Here is a 21001-nt window from a genome sequence, read left to right as displayed (position 1 = left end):
TATTCCTATCTTTGAAAGCGTTATCGTTTTAGTGTAGGAATGTTGGCGGGTTTATGTAAAACAAGGAGGAAGAAGTGTGACAAGGAAAATCAGTAAAGTTGGCGTATCTTTGTTGGTATTGGCAGCGGCAACGGCAATCGGCGGCTGCACCCAAAGTGAGGCGAAGACAACTGGAAAAGTCGTTTACCAAGAAACAGCCAAAAGTACGTTGGAAAAAGCGATGGACAATCAACCGGAGTCGTCTTATTGGTTCCCAGAAGATTTGTTGGCATGGTCTTTTGAAAAAGATCCAGATGCGAAATACAATACCAGCGTTGTTCCATTAGCGCAGCGGGCAGCTAAAGAGACGTTGCCGAAGATGAATGACACGCAAACGGCAGAAACCAAAGTCGTAGCGCTTTCGATCATGAATAGCAGTACGAGCGGCAATGCACCACGAGGGATCAATACCTTTGATGCCAATGTCTTTTCTTATTGGCAATACATCGATCAATTGGTTTATTGGGGCGGCTCTTCTGGCGAAGGGATCATCGTACCACCAAGTCCTGATGTGACAGATGCTGCTCATAGGAATGGCGTGCCGGTTTTAGGAACGATCTTCTTTCCGCAAACTGCCCATGGTGGGAAACTGGAATGGCTAGATACGTTTTTAGCTAAGGATGAGGATGGCAATTTTCCGATCGTAGAAAAGATGATCGAAGTTGCCAATACGTATGGCTTTGATGGCTGGTTCATCAATCAAGAAACCGATACGGCGGTCACTAGTTTTGATGATGCAGCGGAAGGTGTCGAACAATCGGGGGCTGATGGTAAAGGACTAAATGAAAGCCACGCCAAAGCGATGCAAGAATTGATCGCCCAATTCAAAGAACAAGCCGACGAGCATTTAGAGATCATGTGGTATGATTCCATGACGAGTGATGGGAAAATGGATTGGCAAAACGCTTTGACGGATAAGAACAAAGCCTATTTGGTGGATGCAGAGATGAACCCATTGGCAGATAGTATGTTCTTGAATTTCTGGTGGACCACTGACAAACTGGCGGACAAAGAGCTGTTGAAGGCCTCCAATGAAAAAGCCCATGAAATCGGTGTCGATCCTTACGATCTTTTTGCTGGGATCGATGTGCAAGAAAATGGTTATTCAACGCCTGTACGCTGGGATCTGTTTACGGATGAAAAAGGCGTTCCTTATACCTCATTAGGCCTGTATGTGCCAAGCTGGACCTATTCTTCTGCTAGTACGCCGGATGATTTCCAAAGCAAAGAGAATGCTTTTTGGGTCAATAACACAGGCGATCCTCGGGAAAGCCAGCTGCCAGAAGCGACAGAGTGGCCTGGGATCTCCACCTATGCCCTGGAACAGACCGCTATCACAGAGCTGCCTTTTGTGACGAATTTTAGTCTGGGGAATGGCTACAACTATTTTATCGAGGGAGAAAAAGTGTCCAGCCGCAATTGGAACAACCGAAGCTTGCAAGCTATTTTGCCGACCTATCGTTGGGTCTTTGACCATGGAAAAGACAATAATTTGGCTGTATCAATCAATTATGCGGATGCCTATAATGGCGGAAATGCACTGAAACTACGTGGACAGATGACAAAAGGTAGTACCAGTCACATGGCATTGTATCAGACAGCATTTCCTGTGACGAAAAAGACGAAGCTGACGACGACTGTCAAAGCAACGGTACCGACAGCTCTTGATTTGGTCGTGACCTTAGCCGATGGTTCAACACAAACGATCAAAGGAGACAAAGAGGTCGCAACAGACTGGACGACGATCACTTACTCATTGAAAGACATCAAAGGGGAAGTGACAGCGATCGGTTATGACATAACCACGAAAGATACCAGTGATGTCTATGAGTTGAATCTAGGGCAATTAACGATCGGAGATCAGAAAGCGGAGAAATTCGCTGCCGAAGCATTAACGGTTGAGGATGTGCTCTTTGATGAAGAAGAGGGCAACTATGCGGGTGTCCGTTTAACGTGGGAAGCTGCCAAGGACAAGACAGCTGCGGTTTATGAGATCTACCAATTGAACGATGACGGCTCACGCTCTTTCTTAGCAGCTACGCCAGCAACCAACCACTATTTGAATGCCGTTGAACGACCAAAAGGAACGAAAACCAAGTTCGCGGTGGTGGCAGTGGATCGCTATGGCAATCGCGGCAAGCTATCCGATACGGTGGAGATCACTTGGCCGAACAATCAGCTGCCAAAAGCAGCCTTTACAGCCTCTAAAACCTTAGCGGCACCGGGGGAAACGATCACCTTCACGAATACCTCATCTGCGAATGCCGAAGCATTTGAATGGACGTTTGAAGGCGGAGATATCACCAGCAGTACAGAAGAAAATCCCCAAGTGACTTATTCGGAACCAGGTACCTACAAAGTCACGCTTGTTGCCAAAAACGAAGCAGGAGAGACCCCTCTGGAAATGGCGGGATTGATCACGATTTCTGCTGATGCGCCGAAAGAGTTGCTGCTGCTTTCAAAAGATGCCGAAGCAACTGCTTCATCGTTTGTCAATGATGCCGAAGCACCAGCTTTTGCCCTCGATGGTGATTTGAGTACGAAGTGGTGTGCGACAGGCAATGCGCCTCATGAGTTGATGATCGATCTCGGTCGACCACAAACGGTCAGTGAAGTACGCCTCGCCCATGCGGAAGCTGGTGGAGAAGGCCCAGACATGAATACGCGGGCGTATACGGTGCTCGTCAGTGAAGATGGCAAAGACTATGAGCCAGTTTCACGAACGTTGAAAAATGAAGCGGGCACTAGCACCAATACGTTTGCCGTCAAGAAGGTGCAATATGTAAAAATCAGTATCGATAAACCAACACAAGGAGCAGACTCAGCAGCCCGAATCTATGAAGTCGAAGTATACGGAATGGATAAATAGCAAAAAAGAGCAGGGCGTTAACCCTAAAAAGGAAAGCGGCTGAAGCGATGCTTTTCTGAAAAATGACCGAACCAAAAAAGCCGTTGCGACCAATAAATGGTCACAACGGCTTTTGCTTTTTCCAAATAAGTTTAGCGTGAAGTACGGCTGGCGGGATCTAAGCGGCGTTCAATAAAGCTTAGCCCAAGATCCGTAATGATCGCCATCAAGGCAGTTGGTAAAGCACCGGCTAAGATGATCGATGCACCATCCGTCGCATTGGTTCCACGGATGATGATGTCCCCCAGTCCACCAGCACCAACGAAAGCGCCAATAGCGGTGATACCGATCGCCACGACTAAGGCGTTTCGAATCCCTGCCATGATCACCGAAACAGACAATGGCAATTCGATCATATACAATCGCTGCCAGCTAGTCATCCCCATCCCTTTGCCGACATCTAACGTATTGCGGTCGACTTGGCGCATGCCGGTATAGGTATTTTTGATTATCGGTAACAAAGAATAAAGAAAAATCGTTAAAATCACGACATTCACACCTAAGCCCATGCCGATCATTAAAATCGAGATCATCGCTAAAGATGGAATCGTCTGGATGATATTGGCGAAACGAATCACCCAATCTGCCAAACGCATTTTTTTAGAAATCAAGATCCCGATTGGAATCCCGACGATCGAGGCAAAAAGTACCCCGTAGATTGAAATCAAGAAGTGACGAATGAACTGGGCAAAAACATAGCCGCCATTTTCTTGGAAATAGAAAAGAAATTGTTGGAATAAATTCATGTCTGCCATTTCGTCACTCTCCTTCGAAGTAATTATTTTCTTCTAAGAAACGTTCGGCAACTACCGTTGGTTCTAGAAGGTCATTATCCACTTGGTAATTCAATTCTTGCATTTTTTCGGTATCGATTTTGCCTGCTAATTTGTTCAGGGCATCGCCGATTTCAGGTGTTTCTTTCAACAATTTGTCATCGACGATCGGTGCGGCATCATAAGGCGGGAAGAAGTTTAGATCATCTTCTAGCATCACGAGATCGTAACTGCCGATCCGGCCGTCGGTTGAGTACCCTAAAACGATATCCATTTTTCCGTTATCAACAGCATCATAGACGAGACCGATCTGCATCGGTAGGATGTTTTGGAAAGAGAATCCATAGGCTTTCTGGAAGCCATCGTACCCATCACCGACCCGTGTGATCCACGCGGTATCGACCCCTGCAACTAATTGATCTGCGACATCTTTCAAGTCACTGACTTTTTCCAATCCGTATTTTTCGGCAGTGTCTTTCCTGACAAGAAAGACATATGTGTTATCAAAGCCGTAAGAAGGGAACCAAGTCTGTTGGTACCGTTGCTCAAATTCTGATTTGACTTTGTCAAAGGCGGCTTGCGGATCAGATTCTGGCTCCAACCCTAACGTCGTGGTCAAGTCAGTGCCTGTGTAGCGGGCAGCTGAGATCGACGCATCGCCATTCATCATCGCTTGGTGATTGATGGTCGTTGTTGCTAAGTTGTTAATGACGGTTGTGTTTTTATCCGTATAGTGTTCGACCATACCGGCAACCACTGCGCCAAGAATTTGGGCTTCGGAAGTGATGCCACCTGTAATCGCCACGGTATTCTCATCAGAAGTCGAGGCTAAACCGGGAAAGGAACAGCCGGAAAGTAAAGCGACACTTAAGGAAAACAACAGCGCTAATTTTGAAGTTTTTTTCATTACGCATCCCCCCTTAAGGCAGCTGGTGTCAGTTTGTTTTCTAACAAACCCAGTAACCAGTCAGCTAATAAAGCAAAGATCGTCACTGGAATCGTCCCAGCAAAAATCAAAGGCGGTTGGTAGTTATTTAGTCCGCTAAAGATCAAATCACCAAGTCCACCGGCGCCAATGTAAGAAGCCAAGGTAGCCCAGGCTAAAACATACACGGCCGATAAGCGGATCCCTGCCATGATCGTTGGGATTGCTAGAGGTAATTCCACACTGATGATCGACTGTAAGTTGGTCATCCCCATCCCTTTGGCAACATCGCGGTAATTCCAATCGACTTTTTTCATTCCAATGTAGGTATTTCGCAAAATCGGCAATAAGGAATAAATGAAAAGAGCGACGATAGCAGGGACTTTTCCGACACCTAAAATCGGGATCATCAATGCCAATAGTGCCAAAGAAGGCACGGTTTGCAATGCACTGGTGATGCCGATCACGACCGTTGCTGCTTTGGGGAAACGGGTCAAGATCACACCGATCGGTACAGCAACAAGAATCCCTAAGAGCAAAGCAGCAAAGGAGATATACAAATGTTCAAGACTTTTGGTGACCAATTGGCCGCCATATTCATTAAAGAAGCTTTGCATGCGCTAGACCTCCTCAGTTTCTTCAGGTTTCGCCGACTCAATGGCTTCCATGATCGATGGCTCATCGCCCCAAATCACGTCATAAACGATATCAACTAAGGAAGCACGGGTCAAAATCCCGACTAAATGTTTGTCGGCATCTACTACCGGCACATATTTTAAGCCGCGTTTTAAAATGCGTTGCAAGGTATCCCGCAACAAGGCGGTTTCACGAACGAAAAAGACATCTTTGTTCAAGATATCGCCGACACTAGTAACTTTGCCACGGTTGCGGTCGATGGATTCGACATCGATGTAGCCTTTTAGCACGTTGCTATTGTCGGTAACCAGCAAGGTATCGACCCGTTTTTCTCGCATCAAGTGAATCGCTTCTTGTAAGGATTTTTCTGGTGTGATAGCGATCGGGGTATTCAACATCACGTCTTTAACTGGCGTCGTGTCAGGTTTTGCTTGCAACAAGCGGTCTTCACCGATCAATTCTTCCACAAACGGTGTTGCTGGGTGTTGCAGAATATTTTCTGGTGTATCAAATTGAATGACTTTTCCTTCACTCATGATCACGATGCGGCTAGCAAGTTTCAATGCTTCATCCATATCGTGGGTAACGAAGACGACGGTTTTTCCAAGCCGTTCTTGCAAGTCTTTGACCAAATCTTGTAGAGAATCACGAGTGATTGGGTCTAGTGCGCCAAAAGGCTCATCCATTAAGATGACATCTTGGTCAGCTGCCAAGGCACGGACAACACCAATCCGTTGCTGTTGGCCCCCAGATAATTCGTTGGGGTAGCGGTCGAGCATTTCTCGCGGCAATTCCACCAAATCGATCATGCGCTCGGCAGTTTTGTTGCGTTCTTCTTGGCTGACTTTTAACAATTTTTGAACCAATGTAATGTTTTCCCGAATCGTCATGTGAGGCATCAAACCGATGCTTTGGATCACATAGCCGATTTGACGGCGTAATTCCACTGGGTTGATCTCTGTAACGCTTTTTCCATTGATCAAGATTTTTCCTTTAGAAGGATCCGTCATACGGTTGATCATCCGCATACAAGTCGTCTTTCCGCTACCACTTGTCCCGATGAAGCAAATGAATTCGCCTTTTTCAAAGGAAAGATTCACATCTTCAACAGCGACTTTACCACCTTTGTAAATTTTGGATACCTGCTGAAACTCAATCATGATGTCACCTCTATTTTTATTTAAGCAATCTGAATAATGGCTTAGAATCTGTACTAAGTATGCCGAAAAGTCCCTTGTTATTCAAATAATCTGCCCATTTTTTTCATAATTGTATAGACAAAACCGAAAATAGCGCCATAAGCAAGTCCAAATTAAGGAGCGATGCATAGGGAAAAGAAACGGCGAAGATCCCCCGTTATTTTTCATTGGGAAAAAGGGGGCTTTTTTGCAGAACGCCTTGGCAGCAGTCTCTTTATTTTTTTCTAAGAAAGGGCAGAATAAAAAGCTGTTTTTTCAATTTTTATAAAAACATGCTAGAATAGAGAAGAATTTAGGGAAAGAGAGGAACAACATGCTTACAACTGAAGATTTTGATTTTGAATTACCGGAAGAACTGATCGCCCAAACGCCATTAAGCGATCGCTCAAGTTCCCGTTTATTAGTGGTTGACCGTGAGACTGGCAAATTTGAGGACAAGCACTTCTATAACATCATTGATGAATTGGCACCAGGGGATGCTTTGGTGATGAATGATACGCGGGTATTACCAGCTCGTATCTATGGCGAAAAACAAGAAACAGGTGCTCATTTAGAAATCCTTTTACTGAATAATATTGAAGGGGATACGTGGGAAACCTTGATCAAGCCAGCCAAAAGAGCCAAAGTCGGCACGAAGATCACCTTTGGCGACGGACGATTAGAGGCAGTGGTGGAAGAAGAGCTCGATCACGGCGGCCGGATCATTCGTTTTCAATACAAAGGAATCTTTTTAGAGATTCTGGAATCACTTGGCGAAATGCCGTTACCGCCTTACATCAAAGAACGGCTAGAAGACCCAGACCGCTATCAAACGGTTTATGCCAAAGAAAACGGCTCAGCTGCTGCACCAACTGCCGGCTTGCATTTTACCCCAGAATTGCTGGAGCAGATCGCAGCAAAAGGCGTCAAGCTGGTTTATCTGACTTTGCACGTTGGTTTAGGAACGTTTCGTCCAGTGAGTGTCGATAATATCGCTGATCATGAGATGCACAGCGAATTTTACCGTTTGACAGAAGAAGCTGCCGCTCAATTGAACGAGGTTCGGGCAAATGGCGGCAAGATCGTTGCAGTCGGAACGACTTCGATCCGTACGTTAGAAACCATTGGGACTAAGTTTGATGGGCAAATCAAAGCCGATAGTGGGTGGACGAGTATTTTTATCACGCCAGGCTATCAGTTTAAAATCGTGGAAGCTTTTTCTACCAACTTCCATTTACCAAAATCAACCTTAGTGATGTTAGTCAGTGCCTTTGCAGGACGCGACCTAACACTTTCTGCCTACCAGCATGCCATCGATGAGCGGTATCGCTTCTTTAGCTTTGGCGATGCGATGTTCTTAAAATAAACAAAAAAACTGAGCGACGTAAGCGGCTCTTTAAGTTGAAACAATTTCTCAACTTTTAGAACTGCTTTTTTGTCGCCCAGCTTACTACTAGAGGAAGGTATAAGTGGTGGTCGCTTTTTGTGGTCCATGCAAAGCAATGTTTCTCGAAAATTTGTTTTCATTTACAAACTTACACATGTTTCGTGTATTCCGATACAAAATGAGACGTATCATTTTTCGATATGGAAATGTTCGATCCTTGTTACGTTTTTCTTCTTGTTACTTTACACGTTTGGTACTAGGTGAAACTTGTACGTTCAACAACTTTTAGTAGATTGAGTTTGCGATATTTACGAAAACCACCAACAGAGTTGCTACCTTCCTTACACGTATACTATAACACGAAACGGAAGCGTTTGCAAAAGAAAAAGGTCGTTTTCCTCAAAAAAAAAGACCGGCGAACCGATCTTTTAAGCAAGTGCTCGTTTAGGCAGATTGTCATAAAACGCTGCTTTGGTTGCACTGATGTAAGGTGTCAGCCATAAGTAGCCGATTCCTGCAGTCATGATGGCCAAAATGTGCCAGCCGATGAAGCTCAGATCAAGGATGAACAGTTGACCTTTGTAGCCTCTCATTAAATGACGGCTACCTGTGATGCAGCTGAGAAAATCTGGTCGCATGCCAGTTTCTTCATAAGTATCATAAAAGACAAAATATGCTTGAGAATAAGAATAAGCTTTGATGATCCCAGGAATGATAAACAGGAATGTCCACAACGTCGTGAAGATAGTCGACAAAATATAAATGACGATGATCCCTAACACGAAAGCACCACTGAAGCCACGAAAGACATCAGAAAAGGGTTGGATCGACTGTTTTTTACCGCGTAAAAGATCAAGGAAAGTCCAAGAGATCCCAGCACCGAATAAGGCAGAAAATAGACCGCTGATCAAACCGCCGCCGCCACTGCCACCACTGCCGCCAGCGGAATTGACTGCATCGGTAGAACCAAGATCATTGAACATACCGCTTTGATACAATGGAATAACAGTAAGGACGATAATGACGAATGCGATAGCGATCGAGATCAAAGTCGGTACAATACACATCAAAACACTGTCTTTCCAGCGGCCTCTCAGGATTGCTTTTGCTTCTGCTTTTAGTTCTCTATTTGATTTCATTTCAAAAAACCTCCCTTCAATATAAATAACATGATAGCAAACTTTCGCTAAATCTTCAAAAAAAAGTAATAGATGTTTCGCATGACTAGGAGAAAATACTCTTAGTTTCTTTAAACTTCCTTGCAAAATGTAAGGGCAACCCTTATCATAGATAGCGTTGCACAGTTAATCGAGTATAGAGAGAAAGTAGGGAAATGAATGACGGAACCAGCCATTCGTTATCGTCTGATAAAGAAAGAAAAGCATACCGGTGCCCGTTTAGGCGAATTGATCACGCCTCACGGAACCTTTCCAACGCCAATGTTCATGCCAGTCGGCACATTAGCAACGGTCAAAACCCTTGCCCCTGAAGAGTTGAAAGAAATGGGTGCAGGCGTCATTTTAAGCAATACCTATCACTTGTGGTTACGTCCAGGAGAAGACATTGTTGCAGAAGCAGGCGGCTTACATAAATTTATGAATTGGGATCAACCAATCTTAACAGATTCAGGTGGTTTCCAAGTCTTTTCATTAGCCGAAATGCGCAACATCGTCGAAGAAGGTGTCCATTTCAAAAACCATTTGAATGGGTCGAAAATGTTTTTATCTCCTGAAAAAGCGATTGATATCCAAAACAAATTAGGGTCAGATATCATGATGAGTTTTGATGAGTGTCCGCCATTTGATGAAAGCTATGACTACGTCAAAAAATCGGTGGAACGGACGTCTCGCTGGGCGGAGCGTGGCTTGAAAGCCCATGCCAATCCCGATCGGCAAGGCTTGTTTGGGATCATTCAAGGTGCAGGCTTTGAAGACTTGCGCAAGCAAAGTGCCCAAGACTTGATCAGTATGGACTTCCCAGGGTATTCCATCGGCGGCCTGTCAGTTGGCGAACCAAAAGCGGAAATGAATCGCGTGTTGGAATTTACAACTCCTTTGATTCCAGAAAACAAACCACGTTACCTGATGGGCGTTGGGGCAGCTGACTCCTTGATCGATGGCGTGATTCGCGGTGTCGATATGTTCGACTGCGTTTTACCAACACGGATCGCAAGAAACGGTACCTGTATGACTTCAAAAGGTCGTTTAGTCGTGAAAAATGCGCAATATGCCCGTGACTTTCGACCAATTGACGAGAAGTGTGATTGCTATACATGTAAAAACTATTCTCGTGCGTACATCCGCCACTTGATCAAATGTGATGAAACCTTTGGTATGCGTTTGACGTCTTACCACAATGTCTACTTCTTATTGAATCTGATGAAAAATGTCCGTCAAGCCATCATGGATGACAAATTGTTGGAGTTCCGTGAGCATTTTATTGAAGAGTATGGGTTCAACAAGGAAAATGCGAGGAATTTCTAACATTCTCTACTAAAATGGTGGGAATAATAGAGGAATTCTGATAAAGTATCTTATAGGAAAGAAAATAAATCGAGGTGAAAAAAATGGCACAATCTTTACCAATGCTCTTTATGCTGGTTGCTTTAGTGGCAATGTGGTTCTTTATGAGTCGTTCACAAAAGAAACAACAGCAAGAGCGTAAAAATCTTTTAGAAAATATGAAAGCTGGCGATGAAGTCGTAACCATCGGCGGACTCCACGGCGTTCTTTCTGAAGTCAACACAGAAAAAAGCACCGTGATCATCGACTGTGAAGGAATTTTCTTAGAGTTTGATCGTTCAGCGATCCGCACAGTGAAACCCGGAACTGTTGCATCCGTTGAGACACAAATCGAACCAGCTGATGTCGAAGACGCAACGAGCATCCAAGACGAAACCAAAGAATAAGCACAAACGCACCGTCGCTTTCTCAGAAGCGACGGTGCATTTTTTTTAGTAGTCGGACAGTTTCTAAAATAAAACAAGCACCGCAGCAAAACAGAGATCGCTCGTTTTGCTGCGGTGCTTTGATTGCCTTCGTTACTCGATCGGAATCAGTTTCTTTGACGCTTGTTTGCCTTGGTCTTTTGGCAACGTCAATTTCAAAATTCCTTCAGCGTAAGAGGCTTTGATTTCATCCTCTTTGACGTTTTCTAACAGGTATTGCCGCCGAACGCTTGTCAAGCTGCGCTCGCTGCGAACCAGACGTCCTTTTTCATCTTCGGTCGCATGATCCGTCTGGTGTTGTCCCGTAATCGTTAAAACCCCATTTTCATAGGTTACTTGAATATTTTCTTTAGGGATGCCAGGCAGTTCTGCTTCAACGAGAAATTCCTTGTCATTCTCGTGAATATCGGTTTTGATCAGGTTCGATTTAAACCCATCAAAAAAACTGCGGCCAAAATCTTCAAAGAAATCAAAAGGTGTCATACTGTATGAATCTGAGCGGCGTGGCACAATCTCATGTGTCATAAGAATCATCCTTTCTTTATTCTTTTGTTTTTACACTTTTTATTTTATTCATTTTTTAGCGAATTTCAAGTGATTTACTCGCTTTAAAAAAATCTTAAAAAACCTTTGATACCAACGTTTTTCTCCTTGATTTTGGCGTGTTTTTACCTTGCTTCGTTCCTGTTTTCCCCCTCATTTCGCCTACTTTTTCTGCGTGACAGTATATACTTAATGATATATACTAAAAGCGAAGTGGAGGAGGAAAAACATGGCACGTTATAGAAAACGAATGCTTGTTGCTTTGATCTATGCATTGCTGTCGTCGATTGCCCTAAATCTCTTTTGGCTGCCGGGAAATATTTATGCGAGTGGGATCACTGGTTTGTCGCAATTGTTGTCGCAGCTTTTAGATGAGCAGTTGAATCTGCAGCTTTCGATCCCGCTTTTGGTGCTTTTTTTTAATGCGCCATTGTTAGCGGTTGCTTGGGTCAAAATCGATCGAGAATTTACCATCATGACGGTTTGTACCGTCGTCCTGTCTTCTGTTATGATGAAGGTGGTACCGGTCATTGCTTTAACGACCGATCCGGTGATCTGTGCCGTGTTTGGCGGATTGCTGCACGGGGTGTCGGTTGGCTTGACATTGAACGACGATTTTTCAACGGGTGGGCTTGACATTTTAGGGATTTTAGTGAAAAAAGCCACTGGTAGAAGTATCGGCAGTTTCTTTATAGGCTTCAATGTCAGTTTGCAGCTAGCAGCTGGGCTGATCTTTGGCTGGTCTTATGCTTTTTATAGTGCCATTTCCTTCTTCATCAGTGGGCGGATGGTCGACTACGTCAACCTGAAGCAGCGGCGTGTACAGCTGCTGGTCGTTACAGAAAAAGCAGAACCCGTCATTACGACGTTGCAATGTGCCTTGCAGCGAGGCATCACGGTCATCAACGATGTCGAAGGTGGATTTGATCATCAACAGAAAAAACTATTATTACTGGTCATTTCCCATAGAGAACTCAAGACTGTCGAAGGCATGATCCAAGGAATCGATGAACAAGCATTTGTCAGTGTTTCTTCTGGCGTCAGTGCCAATCGATCGTTTTATGAATGGTAGCAAAGTGAAAGAAAGTAGGAGAGACGTTGAAAAAACAAGCAGTATTTCAAGAAGTTGCCCAGCAGATTGCGCAACGGGTTCATGAAGGTACGTACGTGACGAGCCAAAAGCTTCCTTCCGATTATGATTTAGCAGAGGAATTTCAGTGCAGCCGTTTAACGGTGCGCAAAGCCATCGATCTATTGATTGGCCAGAATTTGTTAGTGAAAGAAAAAGGCAAAGGAACCTATGTCATGAAACAGCCCAAGATCCAAAGCGGCTCTGGCGGGCTCCAAAGTTTTACCGAGACTGCCAAAATCCAAGGGAAAAAGACCCGTACGGAAGTTTTGCATATCGAAACCGTCAAAGAGCTCCCGATAGAGATTGGTCAGCTGTTTGGCGATTACGCCAAGGAACCAATCGTTTATTTGGTGCGCTTGCGCTACTTTGATGATGAGCCGATGACGGTGGAAAATCTTTACGTACTGAAACGCTATCTGCAAGAAGACACCGCAGAACTCACGAAAGCTCAATTAGAGTCGTCTTTGTATCAAGTCATTGAAGCCAACATCGAGATTGGTTATTCCCATCAAGAGGTGGAAGCTGTGAAAAGTCCGGCCGATATTGCGAAACTTTTACAGGTGCCTCAAGAGGAACCGATGCTTTTGGTCCATTCGATGACCTATTCCGCATCAGCCAAACCGATCTTATACGATACATCCTATTACCGAGCAGACAAATATACCTTCAAAAATACATTAGTGCGTCAAAAATAAAATCAATCCTTTAGAGGTGAAGACAATGGATCCACTCACAGCAAGTATTGAAGCCAATTGGTCAGAATTTCTCACGCTTTTGAGCGAGGTGATGCAGATCGCAAGCGTCAAAGGTGAGCCGGCGCCTCATGCGCCTTATGGCATAGGACCACGAGAAGTGTTAGCATACGTCATGGAAAAAAGCGCAGCATACGGGTTTCAAACAACGGTCATCGATGATGCGATCGGCTATGCCCATTGGGGACCAACGGATACCGACTATATCGGTGTGTTAGGACACTTGGATGTCGTCTCGGCAGGTTCTGGCTGGAGCTACCCACCGTTTGCACTAACTGAAAAAGACGGCAACTTTTATGGCCGAGGGATCTTAGATAACAAAGGGCCGATCATCAGCTGTTTGTTTGCCATGAAATTATTGAAAGACCTTGGTCATCAACCGCAATTACCGCTGCGGATCATTTTCGGTACAGATGAAGAAAGCGGCATGTCGGATATCCCGCATTATCTAGCGGTTGAGCAGCCACCGCGTTTTGGTTTTACGCCAGACTGCAAGTATCCAGTGGTTTACGGCGAACGGGGTGTCGTCAATGTGCAACTTGATTTTCCATTGCCCGTCCAAGAACAGCAGCTGTTAGCTGCGTTTTCTGGCGATCAATTCTGCGATCATGTGCCAGACCACCTATCGGTAACCGTAGGCAGCCAGTCCTTTGAAGCACTAGGCAAACGCTCCCCTAGCAATGCCCCTGAGCTAGGGGACAATGCCATTACAAAACTTGCGCAGCAAGCGGCACCGCGACTAGCGGAGACACCGTCATTGCAAGCAGCTTTGCAGTGGATCACCCAAAGTTTTCACCAGCAGCACTATGGCGAAGGCCTTGATTTAGTACTAGAAGATGCCGACTCAGGAAAATTGATCTTGACCCCTGTGGTTCTCCAAAAATCAGCAAGTGGACTAGCGTTAGAAGTGGCCTTTCGCTATCCTGTATCGGTAACGGAGGAACAAGTGCTCGCTGGGGTGCAAAAGGCATTGCCAAAAGGGGCAAGCCTTACGATCCTTCGCAGCATTCCAGGGTTCTGCCGATCAAAAGATGTTCCCGAAATCCAAAAGCTATCGACGATCTATCACCAAGTAACGGGCAATGATCCAACCCCCGTGACGACTACAGGAGCAACCTATGCCCGCAAGATGCCAAACATCCTTGCTTTTGGTCCGTCTTTTCCAGGGCAAAAAGGGATCGCTCATAACCAAGATGAGTACATGGCGGTTGCCGATCTACGGACGAATCTTGAAATTTATTTGCGCAGCTTACAAGCACTGTCAAAATAAGCGAAGACACGAACGAAGAAGAGTTTTTCCAATTTTTTTGAGAAACTCTTTTTTTAGTATAGACATAGTAGTATATACCGTATAGAATATACTTGAAAGCGCTATGAAAGATGGAGGGATATTTATGTGGGGAATGATTGCTACATGGCGGATGGCACACGATGGCGTGCTCGCTGCTAAAGCAATATTAGAGCAACAAGGCTCCTGCCAAGATGCAGTAGAAACAGCCATTAAAGCAGTGGAAGATTATCCATTTTATAAATCGGTGGGGTATGGCGGACTGCCCAACGAAGAAGGCGTGTTGGAAATGGACGCTGCCTTCATGGATGGTGATACCTTCAAAATTGGTGCCGTCGCTGGGATCGTCGATGTGGAAAATCCTATTTCCGTGGCACGCAGCCTAAGTGAGGAGAAATTCAATAGTTTTCGGATCGGCCAAGGAGCGGTCGCTTATGCGCTTGCCGAAGGATTCCAGCCCAAAGAGATGCTGACACCGCGAGCCAAAACCATTTGGGAAAAGCGCAAAGCAGAGATCGCTGCCAACAACCTCGATCCCTATGACGGCCACGATACAGTGGGAGTAGTTGCGCTGGATGAACACCAAAGCATGGCAGCAGGAACCTCTAGTTCTGGTTTATTTATGAAAAAAAGCGGTCGTGTTGGCGATTCACCTTTGTCTGGATCTGGTTTTTATGTGGATAGTGAAATCGGCGGTGCCGCTGCCACAGGGTTAGGGGAAGACTTGATGAAAGGCTGCCTTTCCTACGAAATCGTTCGTTTGATGGGAGAAGGGCTAGCACCGCAAGAAGCATGTGATCAAGCCGTTTACGACTTTGAAGCGCGATTGAAGAAGCGCTACGGCAAAGCCGGCGCCTTCTCGCTGATCGCCTTAGATAAACAGGGTCGCTGGGGGGTGGCAACCAATGTAGAATTTACCTTTAGTGTCGCAACCACCAATCAAGCGCCTGCTATTTTTATGGCAACACCAGGACCTGAGCAGACAACCGTGATCGAACCCATCACGAAAGAATGGTTGGAGGCGTATGAAAAACGAATCAAAGCGCCGGTCTAACAACCGCGATTGAGAAAAACAAACATTGGAGGAATGGATATGGCAACGAAAAAAATCTATTTGTTTTGTGAAGCTGGAATGTCAACGAGTATCATGGTCAATAAAATGATGGAAGTCGTCAAAAAGCACAACATGCCTTTGACGATCGAAGCATTCCCTGCGATCCATGCAGAAGAAAAAGTCGAACAAGAAAAACCAGTCGCTATTTTGTTAGGTCCACAAGTACGACACTTAGATAGCAAAATGAAAGCAACTTTCGAGCCAATGGGGATTCCAGTCGGCACGATCGCGACAGAAGCATACGGCATGATGGATGGCGAACGAGCCTTGAAAGATGCCTTAAGCTTGATCAAAAAAGCCAAAGCAAAGTAATAAAAGTGTTGGAGTAACAGGGGACTACGTGTTATCTGCCAGATAGCACGCAGATGGGAGGAAGAAAAATGCAGAAATTTTTAAACTGGTTAGAAAAAGTGTTAACACCGATGGCAAAGACGATCGGTGAAAACAAATACTTGATTGCGATTCGTGATGGTTTCTTATTATCCACACCGTTGTTGATCGTGGGTTCACTCTTTTTAGTCTTGACCAATTTTCCGATTCCAAATTGGAACGAGATGATGAGCAGTTTGCTGGGAGACAATTGGGCAACGATGTTGAATATGCCAGCAACAGCCAGCTTTGACATTATGACGATTTTAGCCGTTGGTGGGATCGGGTATAGTTTGGCAAAACAGTTTAAAGTTGATGCCATGCAAGCAGCCATTATTTCACTCGTTTCTTTTTTTATCGTGACACCATTTACGACCGTTTTCACACCAGAAGGCTCTACGGAAGTATATGAAGTTGGCAGCCTGCCATTACGATGGATGGGTTCTAGCGGTTTGTTCTTAGGGATGGTTGTTGCCTTGATTTCCACCAGAATGTTCGTTGCGTTATTACGCAAAGGTTGGACGATCAAGATGCCTGACGGTGTTCCCCCAACTGTGGTGAAATCCTTTGAGGCGTTGATTCCCAGCTTTGTGATCGTGACGGTCTTTATGATCGCCAACTGGTTAGCCAACTTGACGTCTTATGGCAATCTCCAAGAGATCCTCTTTAAGTTCTTACAGACACCGTTGTTAAGTTTAGGAAATACTTTAGGTGCCATGATCATAGCCTACCTATTTTTGCATTTTTTCTGGTTCTTTGGGATCAATGGTTCCAGTGTGGTCGGCGCTGTCTTCAACCCTATCTTACGAGCATTATCTATTGAAAATTTAGATGCTTTCAAGAATGGCGCAGAAATTCCTAACATTATCACCGGTCAATTTCAAGACATGTTCGCGACCTTTGGTGGGGGCGGTTCGACATTATCTTTGATTTTAGTCATGATCTTAGTCTGTAAAAGCCAACGGGTCAAAAAACTATCACAGTTATCGTTGATTCCAGGTATTTTCGGGATCAATGAACCCATCATCTTTGGGTTACCGATCGTCTTGAATCCAGTTCTGCTGATTCCTTTTGCTTTAGTGCCAACGATCAATATTATAATCTCATACTTCTGTATGGATCTTGGGTTAGTCAACTATACCAATGGAATTCAACTGCCATGGACCACGCCACCGATTATTTCTGGTTTCTTAGTCAGTGGTTGGCAAGCGTCCGTGTTACAAGTCTTGTTGATCCTCTTAGGAATGGCTATTTATTATCCGTTTATCAAAGTCTTAGATAATCAATATCTAAAAGAAGAAGCGGATGCCGTTGAACAAGAAGAAGAGGAAATCAATTTTGACGATTTCGATTTTGATGATCTATAAGAAGAGAGGCACCGCTCATGAAAAAAATAATTTTGATTCTCAATCATGTCACTGCAGGGATGGGAAGTGATGAAAATGCTCAGTTGCCGCCAAGCGGCATAAAAGCTGCCCTTGGTCCAGGTCGAACCTTGAATCCACTTTTTCAAGAGCAAGACGCACAAATCGTTGCAACGCTTTATTGTGGTGACCAATATTATCACGAGAATCAAGAAGAAGTGAACAAAAAATTTGTGGGGTTTGCTAAAAAATTTGACGCCGATGCCGTTCTTTGCGGACCTGCGATGCATTATCCTAATTTTGGCGAAATGGCAGCAGGATTGACGAAAGTATTCAATGCACAAGGAATTCCAGGGGCTGCAGCGATGTCAGAGGAAAACCCAGCAGTGGCAATCTATGCCAAAGACATCTATATCTTGAAGATGCCGAAAAAAGGCGGAATCGGATTGAATGATTCCTACAAAAAGATGGCGCACGTTGTTTCCCAGCTTGCCCATGGGAAGCCTCTAACAGAAGCAGACCAAGAGGATTTGTTTTAAAGAGAAAGACGATCAGCGATGGCTGGTCGTTTTTTTGTCCTCGATAGACACTAATAGCCATTGAAAGAAGGGCAGAATACTAGAGGGAGTATACGGCAATCTTAGATAAAATAGTAGAAGGAAGAGTGATTTTTTTCAAAAGTGAACAAAAAGTTTTTTAACCTATTGTTCAACTTAGCACATGACATTTTTCTTAATAAAAACCGAAACTTTTGTCCACTTATTTTCCTTAAAAGTTCTTGAAAACGCTTAATTTAAAGGGAGTTTAATAAAACTGTGAAAAAAATCACAAAAACTATTTACAAACGAAAAAAGATGTTGTATGATCTGTATGTGAAGTAGTTAACAAACAAAACATGTTTAAAAACTAGGAGGACATACAATGGCTAAGACATTGGAAAAAGAAGTGACAATCGACGTACAAGCAATGATTGACGATTTAGCAACGAAGGCAAATGTGGCGTTAAAAGAAATGGAAAGCTTTGATCAAGAAAAAGTGGACCACATTGTTCATGAAATGGCAATGGCAGCATTAGACAAACATATGCCTTTAGCTAAAATGGCAGTAGAAGAAACTGGCCGTGGTATCTATGAAGATAAAGCGATCAAAAACATGTACGCTTCAGAATATATTTGGAACAGTATCAAACATGACAAAACAGTCGGCGTGATCAATGAAGACAAACAAAAAGGCTTGATCGAAATCGCTGAACCAGTTGGTGTCGTTTGCGGGGTAACACCAACAACTAACCCAACATCTACAACGATCTTTAAAGCAATGATCGCTTTGAAAACACGTAACCCGATCGTTTTTGCTTTCCACCCATCTGCACAAAAATGTTCAGCAGAAGCTGCACGTATCGTTCGTGATGCAGCCATCGCTGCTGGGGCACCTGAAAACTGTGTACAATGGATCGAACATCCATCAATCGAAGCGACTGGCTTATTGATGAACCACCCAGGGATTGCGATCGTATTAGCAACTGGTGGCGCTGGCATGGTCAAAGCAGCATACTCAACTGGTAAACCTGCATTAGGTGTTGGACCAGGGAACGTACCTGCTTATATCGAAAAAACAGCGAAAGTGAAACGAGCAGTCAATGACTTGATCGTATCAAAAACCTTTGATAACGGAATGATCTGTGCCTCTGAACAAGCAGTGATCGTTGATAAAGAAGTCTATGCCTCTGTGAAAGCAGAATTTGAAGCACATCAAGTCTATGTTGTAAAAGCAAAAGAATTACAAAAACTTGAAGATGCCGTGATGAACGAAGGGAAATATGCCGTAAATCCAGCAATCGTTGGACATTCAGCAATGGAAATCGCGAAATTAGCAGGCATCAACGTACCAGAAGGAACAAAATTATTGATCGCTGAACTTGACGGTGTCGGTGCTGATTACCCACTATCAAGAGAAAAACTTTCTCCAGTTTTAGCAATGATCAAAGCAAACAACACAGAAGACGCGTTCGAAAAATGTGAAGCAATGCTTGATTTAGGCGGATTAGGCCATACAGCGGTGATCCACACTGAAAACGAAGACTTGCAATTAGCATTCGGCCTACGCATGAAAGCTTGCCGTATCTTAGTTAACACACCATCTGCAGAAGGTGGTATCGGAAATATCTACAACGAAATGATTCCATCATTGACACTTGGTTGTGGTTCATACGGGAAAAACTCTGTATCACGAAATGTTTCTGCTGTGAACTTGATCAACGTGAAAACTGTAGCGAAACGGAGAAATAATATGCAATGGTTTAAATTGCCACCAAAAATCTTCTTTGAAAAGAACTCTCTAATGTACTTGGAGAAAATGGAAAACGTTGAACGTGTCATGATCGTTTGTGACCCTGGTATGGTTCAATTCGGCTATTGCGATACGGTTCGTGAAGTACTTGCTCGTCGTAAAAATGACGTGAAAATCGAAGTCTTCTCTGACGTAGAACCAAACCCATCAACAAACACCGTTTACGCTGGAACAAAAATGATGGTTGATTTCAAACCAGATACAGTGATCGCCCTTGGTGGTGGATCAGCAATGGATGCTGCCAAAGGCATGTGGATGTTCTATGAGCACCCAGATACTTCATTCTTCGGCGCGAAACAAAAATTCTTAGATATCCGTAAACGGACATACAAGATCGACAAACCAGAAAAAACGCAATTCGTTTGTATCCCAACAACGTCTGGTACTGGTTCTGAAGTAACACCATTTGCGGTTATCACTGACAGTGAAACACACGTGAAGTACCCATTAGCTGATTACGCATTGACACCAGATGTTGCAATCGTTGACCCTCAATTCGTAATGTCAGTACCTGCTTCTGTTACAGCAGACACTGGAATGGACGTTTTGACTCATGCAATCGAATCTTATGTGTCAGTAATGGCATCTGATTACACTCGTGGATTGAGCTTACAAGCAATCAAGTTAGTCTTTGACTACTTAGAAAAATCAGTGAAAACACCTGATATGGAATCTCGCGAAAAAATGCATAATGCCTCAACAATGGCAGGTATGGCCTTCGCCAATGCATTTCTAGGTATTTGTCACTCAGTAGCCCACAAAATCGGTGGTGAATATGGTATTCCTCACGGACGTACAAATGCGATTCTTTTACCGCACATCATCCGTTACAATGCCAAAGACCCACAAAAACATGCAATGTTCCCTAAATATGACTTCTTCCGTGCCGATACAGATTACGCAGACATTGCGAAATTCTTAGGTCTTAAAGGCAAAACAACGGCTGAATTGGTTGAAGCATTGGCAACAGCTGTTTACGAATTAGGACAATCTGTTGGTATCGATATGAGCTTGAAAGCGCAAGGCGTCACTCAACAAACACTAGATACAACAGTTGATCGCATGGCTGAATTGGCTTATGAAGACCAATGTACAACAGCAAATCCAAAAGAACCACTAATCTCTGAATTGAAACAAATCATCGTTGATGCCTATAACGGCTAAACAATGAATCAAGAACACCTTGCGGTATCTTAGCTGCCGCAGGGTGTTCTTTTGTCGTCTCTTTTTTTGGAAAACAAGCTGGCAGTTGCCGCTTCCTTGCCCAGATCAGTTAAGAATGCGAAAAATAGCAAGT

Annotated in this window: 18 protein-coding genes; 12 read left to right on the top strand and 6 right to left on the bottom strand. The window is 44.2% G+C overall.

Annotated elements, in window-relative coordinates:
• Window positions 1-76: 76 nt before the first annotated feature.
• A complete protein-coding gene (locus ECA1_RS12400) occupies window positions 77-2908 on the top strand; it encodes an endo-beta-N-acetylglucosaminidase (protein ID WP_060792625.1) in 2832 nt (943 codons plus the stop codon).
• Between the two features lie 131 nt (window positions 2909-3039).
• Here ECA1_RS12400 and ECA1_RS12395 read toward each other — a convergent pair whose 3' ends face one another.
• From ECA1_RS12395 to ECA1_RS12380, 4 genes are read right to left on the bottom strand one after another with little or no spacing between them, the layout of a single operon-like run.
• Window positions 3040-3702, bottom strand: coding sequence for an ABC transporter permease (locus ECA1_RS12395; protein ID WP_005227316.1), 663 nt, complete (start codon window positions 3700-3702; stop codon window positions 3040-3042).
• Window positions 3703-3706: 4 nt separating this feature from the next.
• Entirely contained in the window at window positions 3707-4627 is a 921-nt protein-coding gene (locus tag ECA1_RS12390; RefSeq protein ID WP_060792624.1) for an osmoprotectant ABC transporter substrate-binding protein, read from the bottom strand.
• Window positions 4627-5262: an ABC transporter permease gene (locus tag ECA1_RS12385; protein WP_016609633.1), complete on the bottom strand. Its 636-nt coding sequence runs from the start codon at window positions 5260-5262 to the stop codon at window positions 4627-4629. Before ECA1_RS12385 ends, ECA1_RS12390 begins: the two co-directional genes overlap by 1 nt.
• Window positions 5263-5265: 3 nt before the next feature.
• Window positions 5266-6441: a betaine/proline/choline family ABC transporter ATP-binding protein gene (locus ECA1_RS12380; RefSeq protein ID WP_005227327.1), complete on the bottom strand. Its 1176-nt coding sequence runs from the start codon at window positions 6439-6441 to the stop codon at window positions 5266-5268.
• Between the two features lie 352 nt (window positions 6442-6793).
• Here ECA1_RS12380 and queA point away from each other — a divergent pair, with 352 nt between their 5' ends.
• Window positions 6794-7825 carry a tRNA preQ1(34) S-adenosylmethionine ribosyltransferase-isomerase QueA gene (gene queA / locus ECA1_RS12375; protein ID WP_010748742.1) on the top strand — a complete coding sequence of 344 codons (1032 nt, stop codon included), beginning with the start codon at window positions 6794-6796 and terminating at the stop codon, window positions 7823-7825.
• 449 nt (window positions 7826-8274) lie between these two features.
• On the opposite strand, the gene ECA1_RS12370 is transcribed toward queA, so the two are convergent.
• Window positions 8275-8985 carry a DUF975 family protein gene (locus ECA1_RS12370; RefSeq protein ID WP_034857863.1) on the bottom strand — a complete coding sequence of 237 codons (711 nt, stop codon included), beginning with the start codon at window positions 8983-8985 and terminating at the stop codon, window positions 8275-8277.
• A 198-nt stretch (window positions 8986-9183) separates the two neighbouring features.
• Here ECA1_RS12370 and tgt point away from each other — a divergent pair, with 198 nt between their 5' ends.
• Both tgt and yajC read left to right on the top strand, forming a co-directional pair.
• Window positions 9184-10329, top strand: a complete 1146-nt coding sequence (tgt, locus tag ECA1_RS12365) for a tRNA guanosine(34) transglycosylase Tgt (protein WP_060792623.1) — start codon at window positions 9184-9186, stop codon at window positions 10327-10329.
• 83 nt (window positions 10330-10412) lie between these two features.
• Window positions 10413-10754, top strand: a complete 342-nt coding sequence (yajC, locus tag ECA1_RS12360; RefSeq protein WP_005232170.1) for a preprotein translocase subunit YajC — start codon at window positions 10413-10415, stop codon at window positions 10752-10754.
• 132 nt (window positions 10755-10886) lie between these two features.
• Here the strand turns inward: yajC and ECA1_RS12355 are convergent, their stop codons facing one another.
• Window positions 10887-11318 carry an Hsp20/alpha crystallin family protein gene (locus tag ECA1_RS12355; RefSeq protein WP_060792622.1) on the bottom strand — a complete coding sequence of 144 codons (432 nt, stop codon included), beginning with the start codon at window positions 11316-11318 and terminating at the stop codon, window positions 10887-10889.
• A gap of 247 nt (window positions 11319-11565) precedes the next feature.
• Here ECA1_RS12355 and ECA1_RS12350 point away from each other — a divergent pair, with 247 nt between their 5' ends.
• From ECA1_RS12350 to adhE, 8 genes are all read left to right on the top strand, one after another.
• A complete protein-coding gene (locus ECA1_RS12350) occupies window positions 11566-12408 on the top strand; it encodes a YitT family protein (RefSeq protein ID WP_060792621.1) in 843 nt (280 codons plus the stop codon).
• 26 nt (window positions 12409-12434) lie between these two features.
• Complete coding sequence (locus ECA1_RS12345; protein WP_016609636.1) at window positions 12435-13163, top strand: GntR family transcriptional regulator, LSA1692 subfamily; 729 nt, start codon at window positions 12435-12437, stop codon at window positions 13161-13163.
• Window positions 13164-13188: 25 nt separating this feature from the next.
• Window positions 13189-14490, top strand: coding sequence for a Sapep family Mn(2+)-dependent dipeptidase (locus tag ECA1_RS12340; RefSeq protein WP_060792620.1), 1302 nt, complete (start codon window positions 13189-13191; stop codon window positions 14488-14490).
• A 124-nt stretch (window positions 14491-14614) separates the two neighbouring features.
• A complete protein-coding gene (locus ECA1_RS12335; protein ID WP_060792619.1) occupies window positions 14615-15562 on the top strand; it encodes a glycosylasparaginase in 948 nt (315 codons plus the stop codon).
• A gap of 39 nt (window positions 15563-15601) precedes the next feature.
• Window positions 15602-15934, top strand: a complete 333-nt coding sequence (locus tag ECA1_RS12330; RefSeq protein ID WP_005227348.1) for a PTS sugar transporter subunit IIB — start codon at window positions 15602-15604, stop codon at window positions 15932-15934.
• A 68-nt stretch (window positions 15935-16002) separates the two neighbouring features.
• The gene (gene celB, locus ECA1_RS12325; protein WP_005227350.1) at window positions 16003-17358 is read left to right on the top strand and encodes a PTS cellobiose transporter subunit IIC; all 1356 of its coding nucleotides are present in this window, start codon (window positions 16003-16005) and stop codon (window positions 17356-17358) included.
• Window positions 17359-17375: 17 nt separating this feature from the next.
• Entirely contained in the window at window positions 17376-17894 is a 519-nt protein-coding gene (locus tag ECA1_RS12320) for a GrdB-related putative oxidoreductase (RefSeq protein WP_060792618.1), read from the top strand.
• A 382-nt stretch (window positions 17895-18276) separates the two neighbouring features.
• A complete protein-coding gene (gene adhE, locus ECA1_RS12315) occupies window positions 18277-20868 on the top strand; it encodes a bifunctional acetaldehyde-CoA/alcohol dehydrogenase (protein ID WP_010748754.1) in 2592 nt (863 codons plus the stop codon).
• Window positions 20869-21001: the final 133 nt, after the last annotated feature.

Source organism: Enterococcus casseliflavus NBRC 100478 (assembly GCF_001544095.1).
In the GTDB taxonomy this organism is placed as follows: domain Bacteria; phylum Bacillota; class Bacilli; order Lactobacillales; family Enterococcaceae; genus Enterococcus_D; species Enterococcus_D casseliflavus.
Note: the sequence above shows the minus strand (reverse complement) of the source record. Positions and strands in the feature narration are given on the sequence as shown.

What these genes read in the sequence shown, in the direction of transcription:
- ECA1_RS12395 (WP_005227316.1), bottom strand. Translation starts at nt 3,702, where the DNA reads ATGGCAGACATGAATTTATTCCAACAATTTCTTTTCTATTTCCAAGAA.
- ECA1_RS12390 (WP_060792624.1), bottom strand. Translation starts at nt 4,627, where the DNA reads ATGAAAAAAACTTCAAAATTAGCGCTGTTGTTTTCCTTAAGTGTCGCT.
- ECA1_RS12385 (WP_016609633.1), bottom strand. Translation starts at nt 5,262, where the DNA reads ATGCAAAGCTTCTTTAATGAATATGGCGGCCAATTGGTCACCAAAAGT.
- ECA1_RS12380 (WP_005227327.1), bottom strand. Translation starts at nt 6,441, where the DNA reads ATGATTGAGTTTCAGCAGGTATCCAAAATTTACAAAGGTGGTAAAGTC.
- queA (WP_010748742.1), top strand. Translation starts at nt 6,794, where the DNA reads ATGCTTACAACTGAAGATTTTGATTTTGAATTACCGGAAGAACTGATC.
- ECA1_RS12370 (WP_034857863.1), bottom strand. Translation starts at nt 8,985, where the DNA reads ATGAAATCAAATAGAGAACTAAAAGCAGAAGCAAAAGCAATCCTGAGA.
- tgt (WP_060792623.1), top strand. Translation starts at nt 9,184, where the DNA reads ATGACGGAACCAGCCATTCGTTATCGTCTGATAAAGAAAGAAAAGCAT.
- yajC (WP_005232170.1), top strand. Translation starts at nt 10,413, where the DNA reads ATGGCACAATCTTTACCAATGCTCTTTATGCTGGTTGCTTTAGTGGCA.
- ECA1_RS12355 (WP_060792622.1), bottom strand. Translation starts at nt 11,318, where the DNA reads ATGACACATGAGATTGTGCCACGCCGCTCAGATTCATACAGTATGACA.
- ECA1_RS12350 (WP_060792621.1), top strand. Translation starts at nt 11,566, where the DNA reads ATGGCACGTTATAGAAAACGAATGCTTGTTGCTTTGATCTATGCATTG.
- ECA1_RS12340 (WP_060792620.1), top strand. Translation starts at nt 13,189, where the DNA reads ATGGATCCACTCACAGCAAGTATTGAAGCCAATTGGTCAGAATTTCTC.
- ECA1_RS12335 (WP_060792619.1), top strand. Translation starts at nt 14,615, where the DNA reads ATGTGGGGAATGATTGCTACATGGCGGATGGCACACGATGGCGTGCTC.
- ECA1_RS12330 (WP_005227348.1), top strand. Translation starts at nt 15,602, where the DNA reads ATGGCAACGAAAAAAATCTATTTGTTTTGTGAAGCTGGAATGTCAACG.
- celB (WP_005227350.1), top strand. Translation starts at nt 16,003, where the DNA reads ATGCAGAAATTTTTAAACTGGTTAGAAAAAGTGTTAACACCGATGGCA.
- ECA1_RS12320 (WP_060792618.1), top strand. Translation starts at nt 17,376, where the DNA reads ATGAAAAAAATAATTTTGATTCTCAATCATGTCACTGCAGGGATGGGA.
- adhE (WP_010748754.1), top strand. Translation starts at nt 18,277, where the DNA reads ATGGCTAAGACATTGGAAAAAGAAGTGACAATCGACGTACAAGCAATG.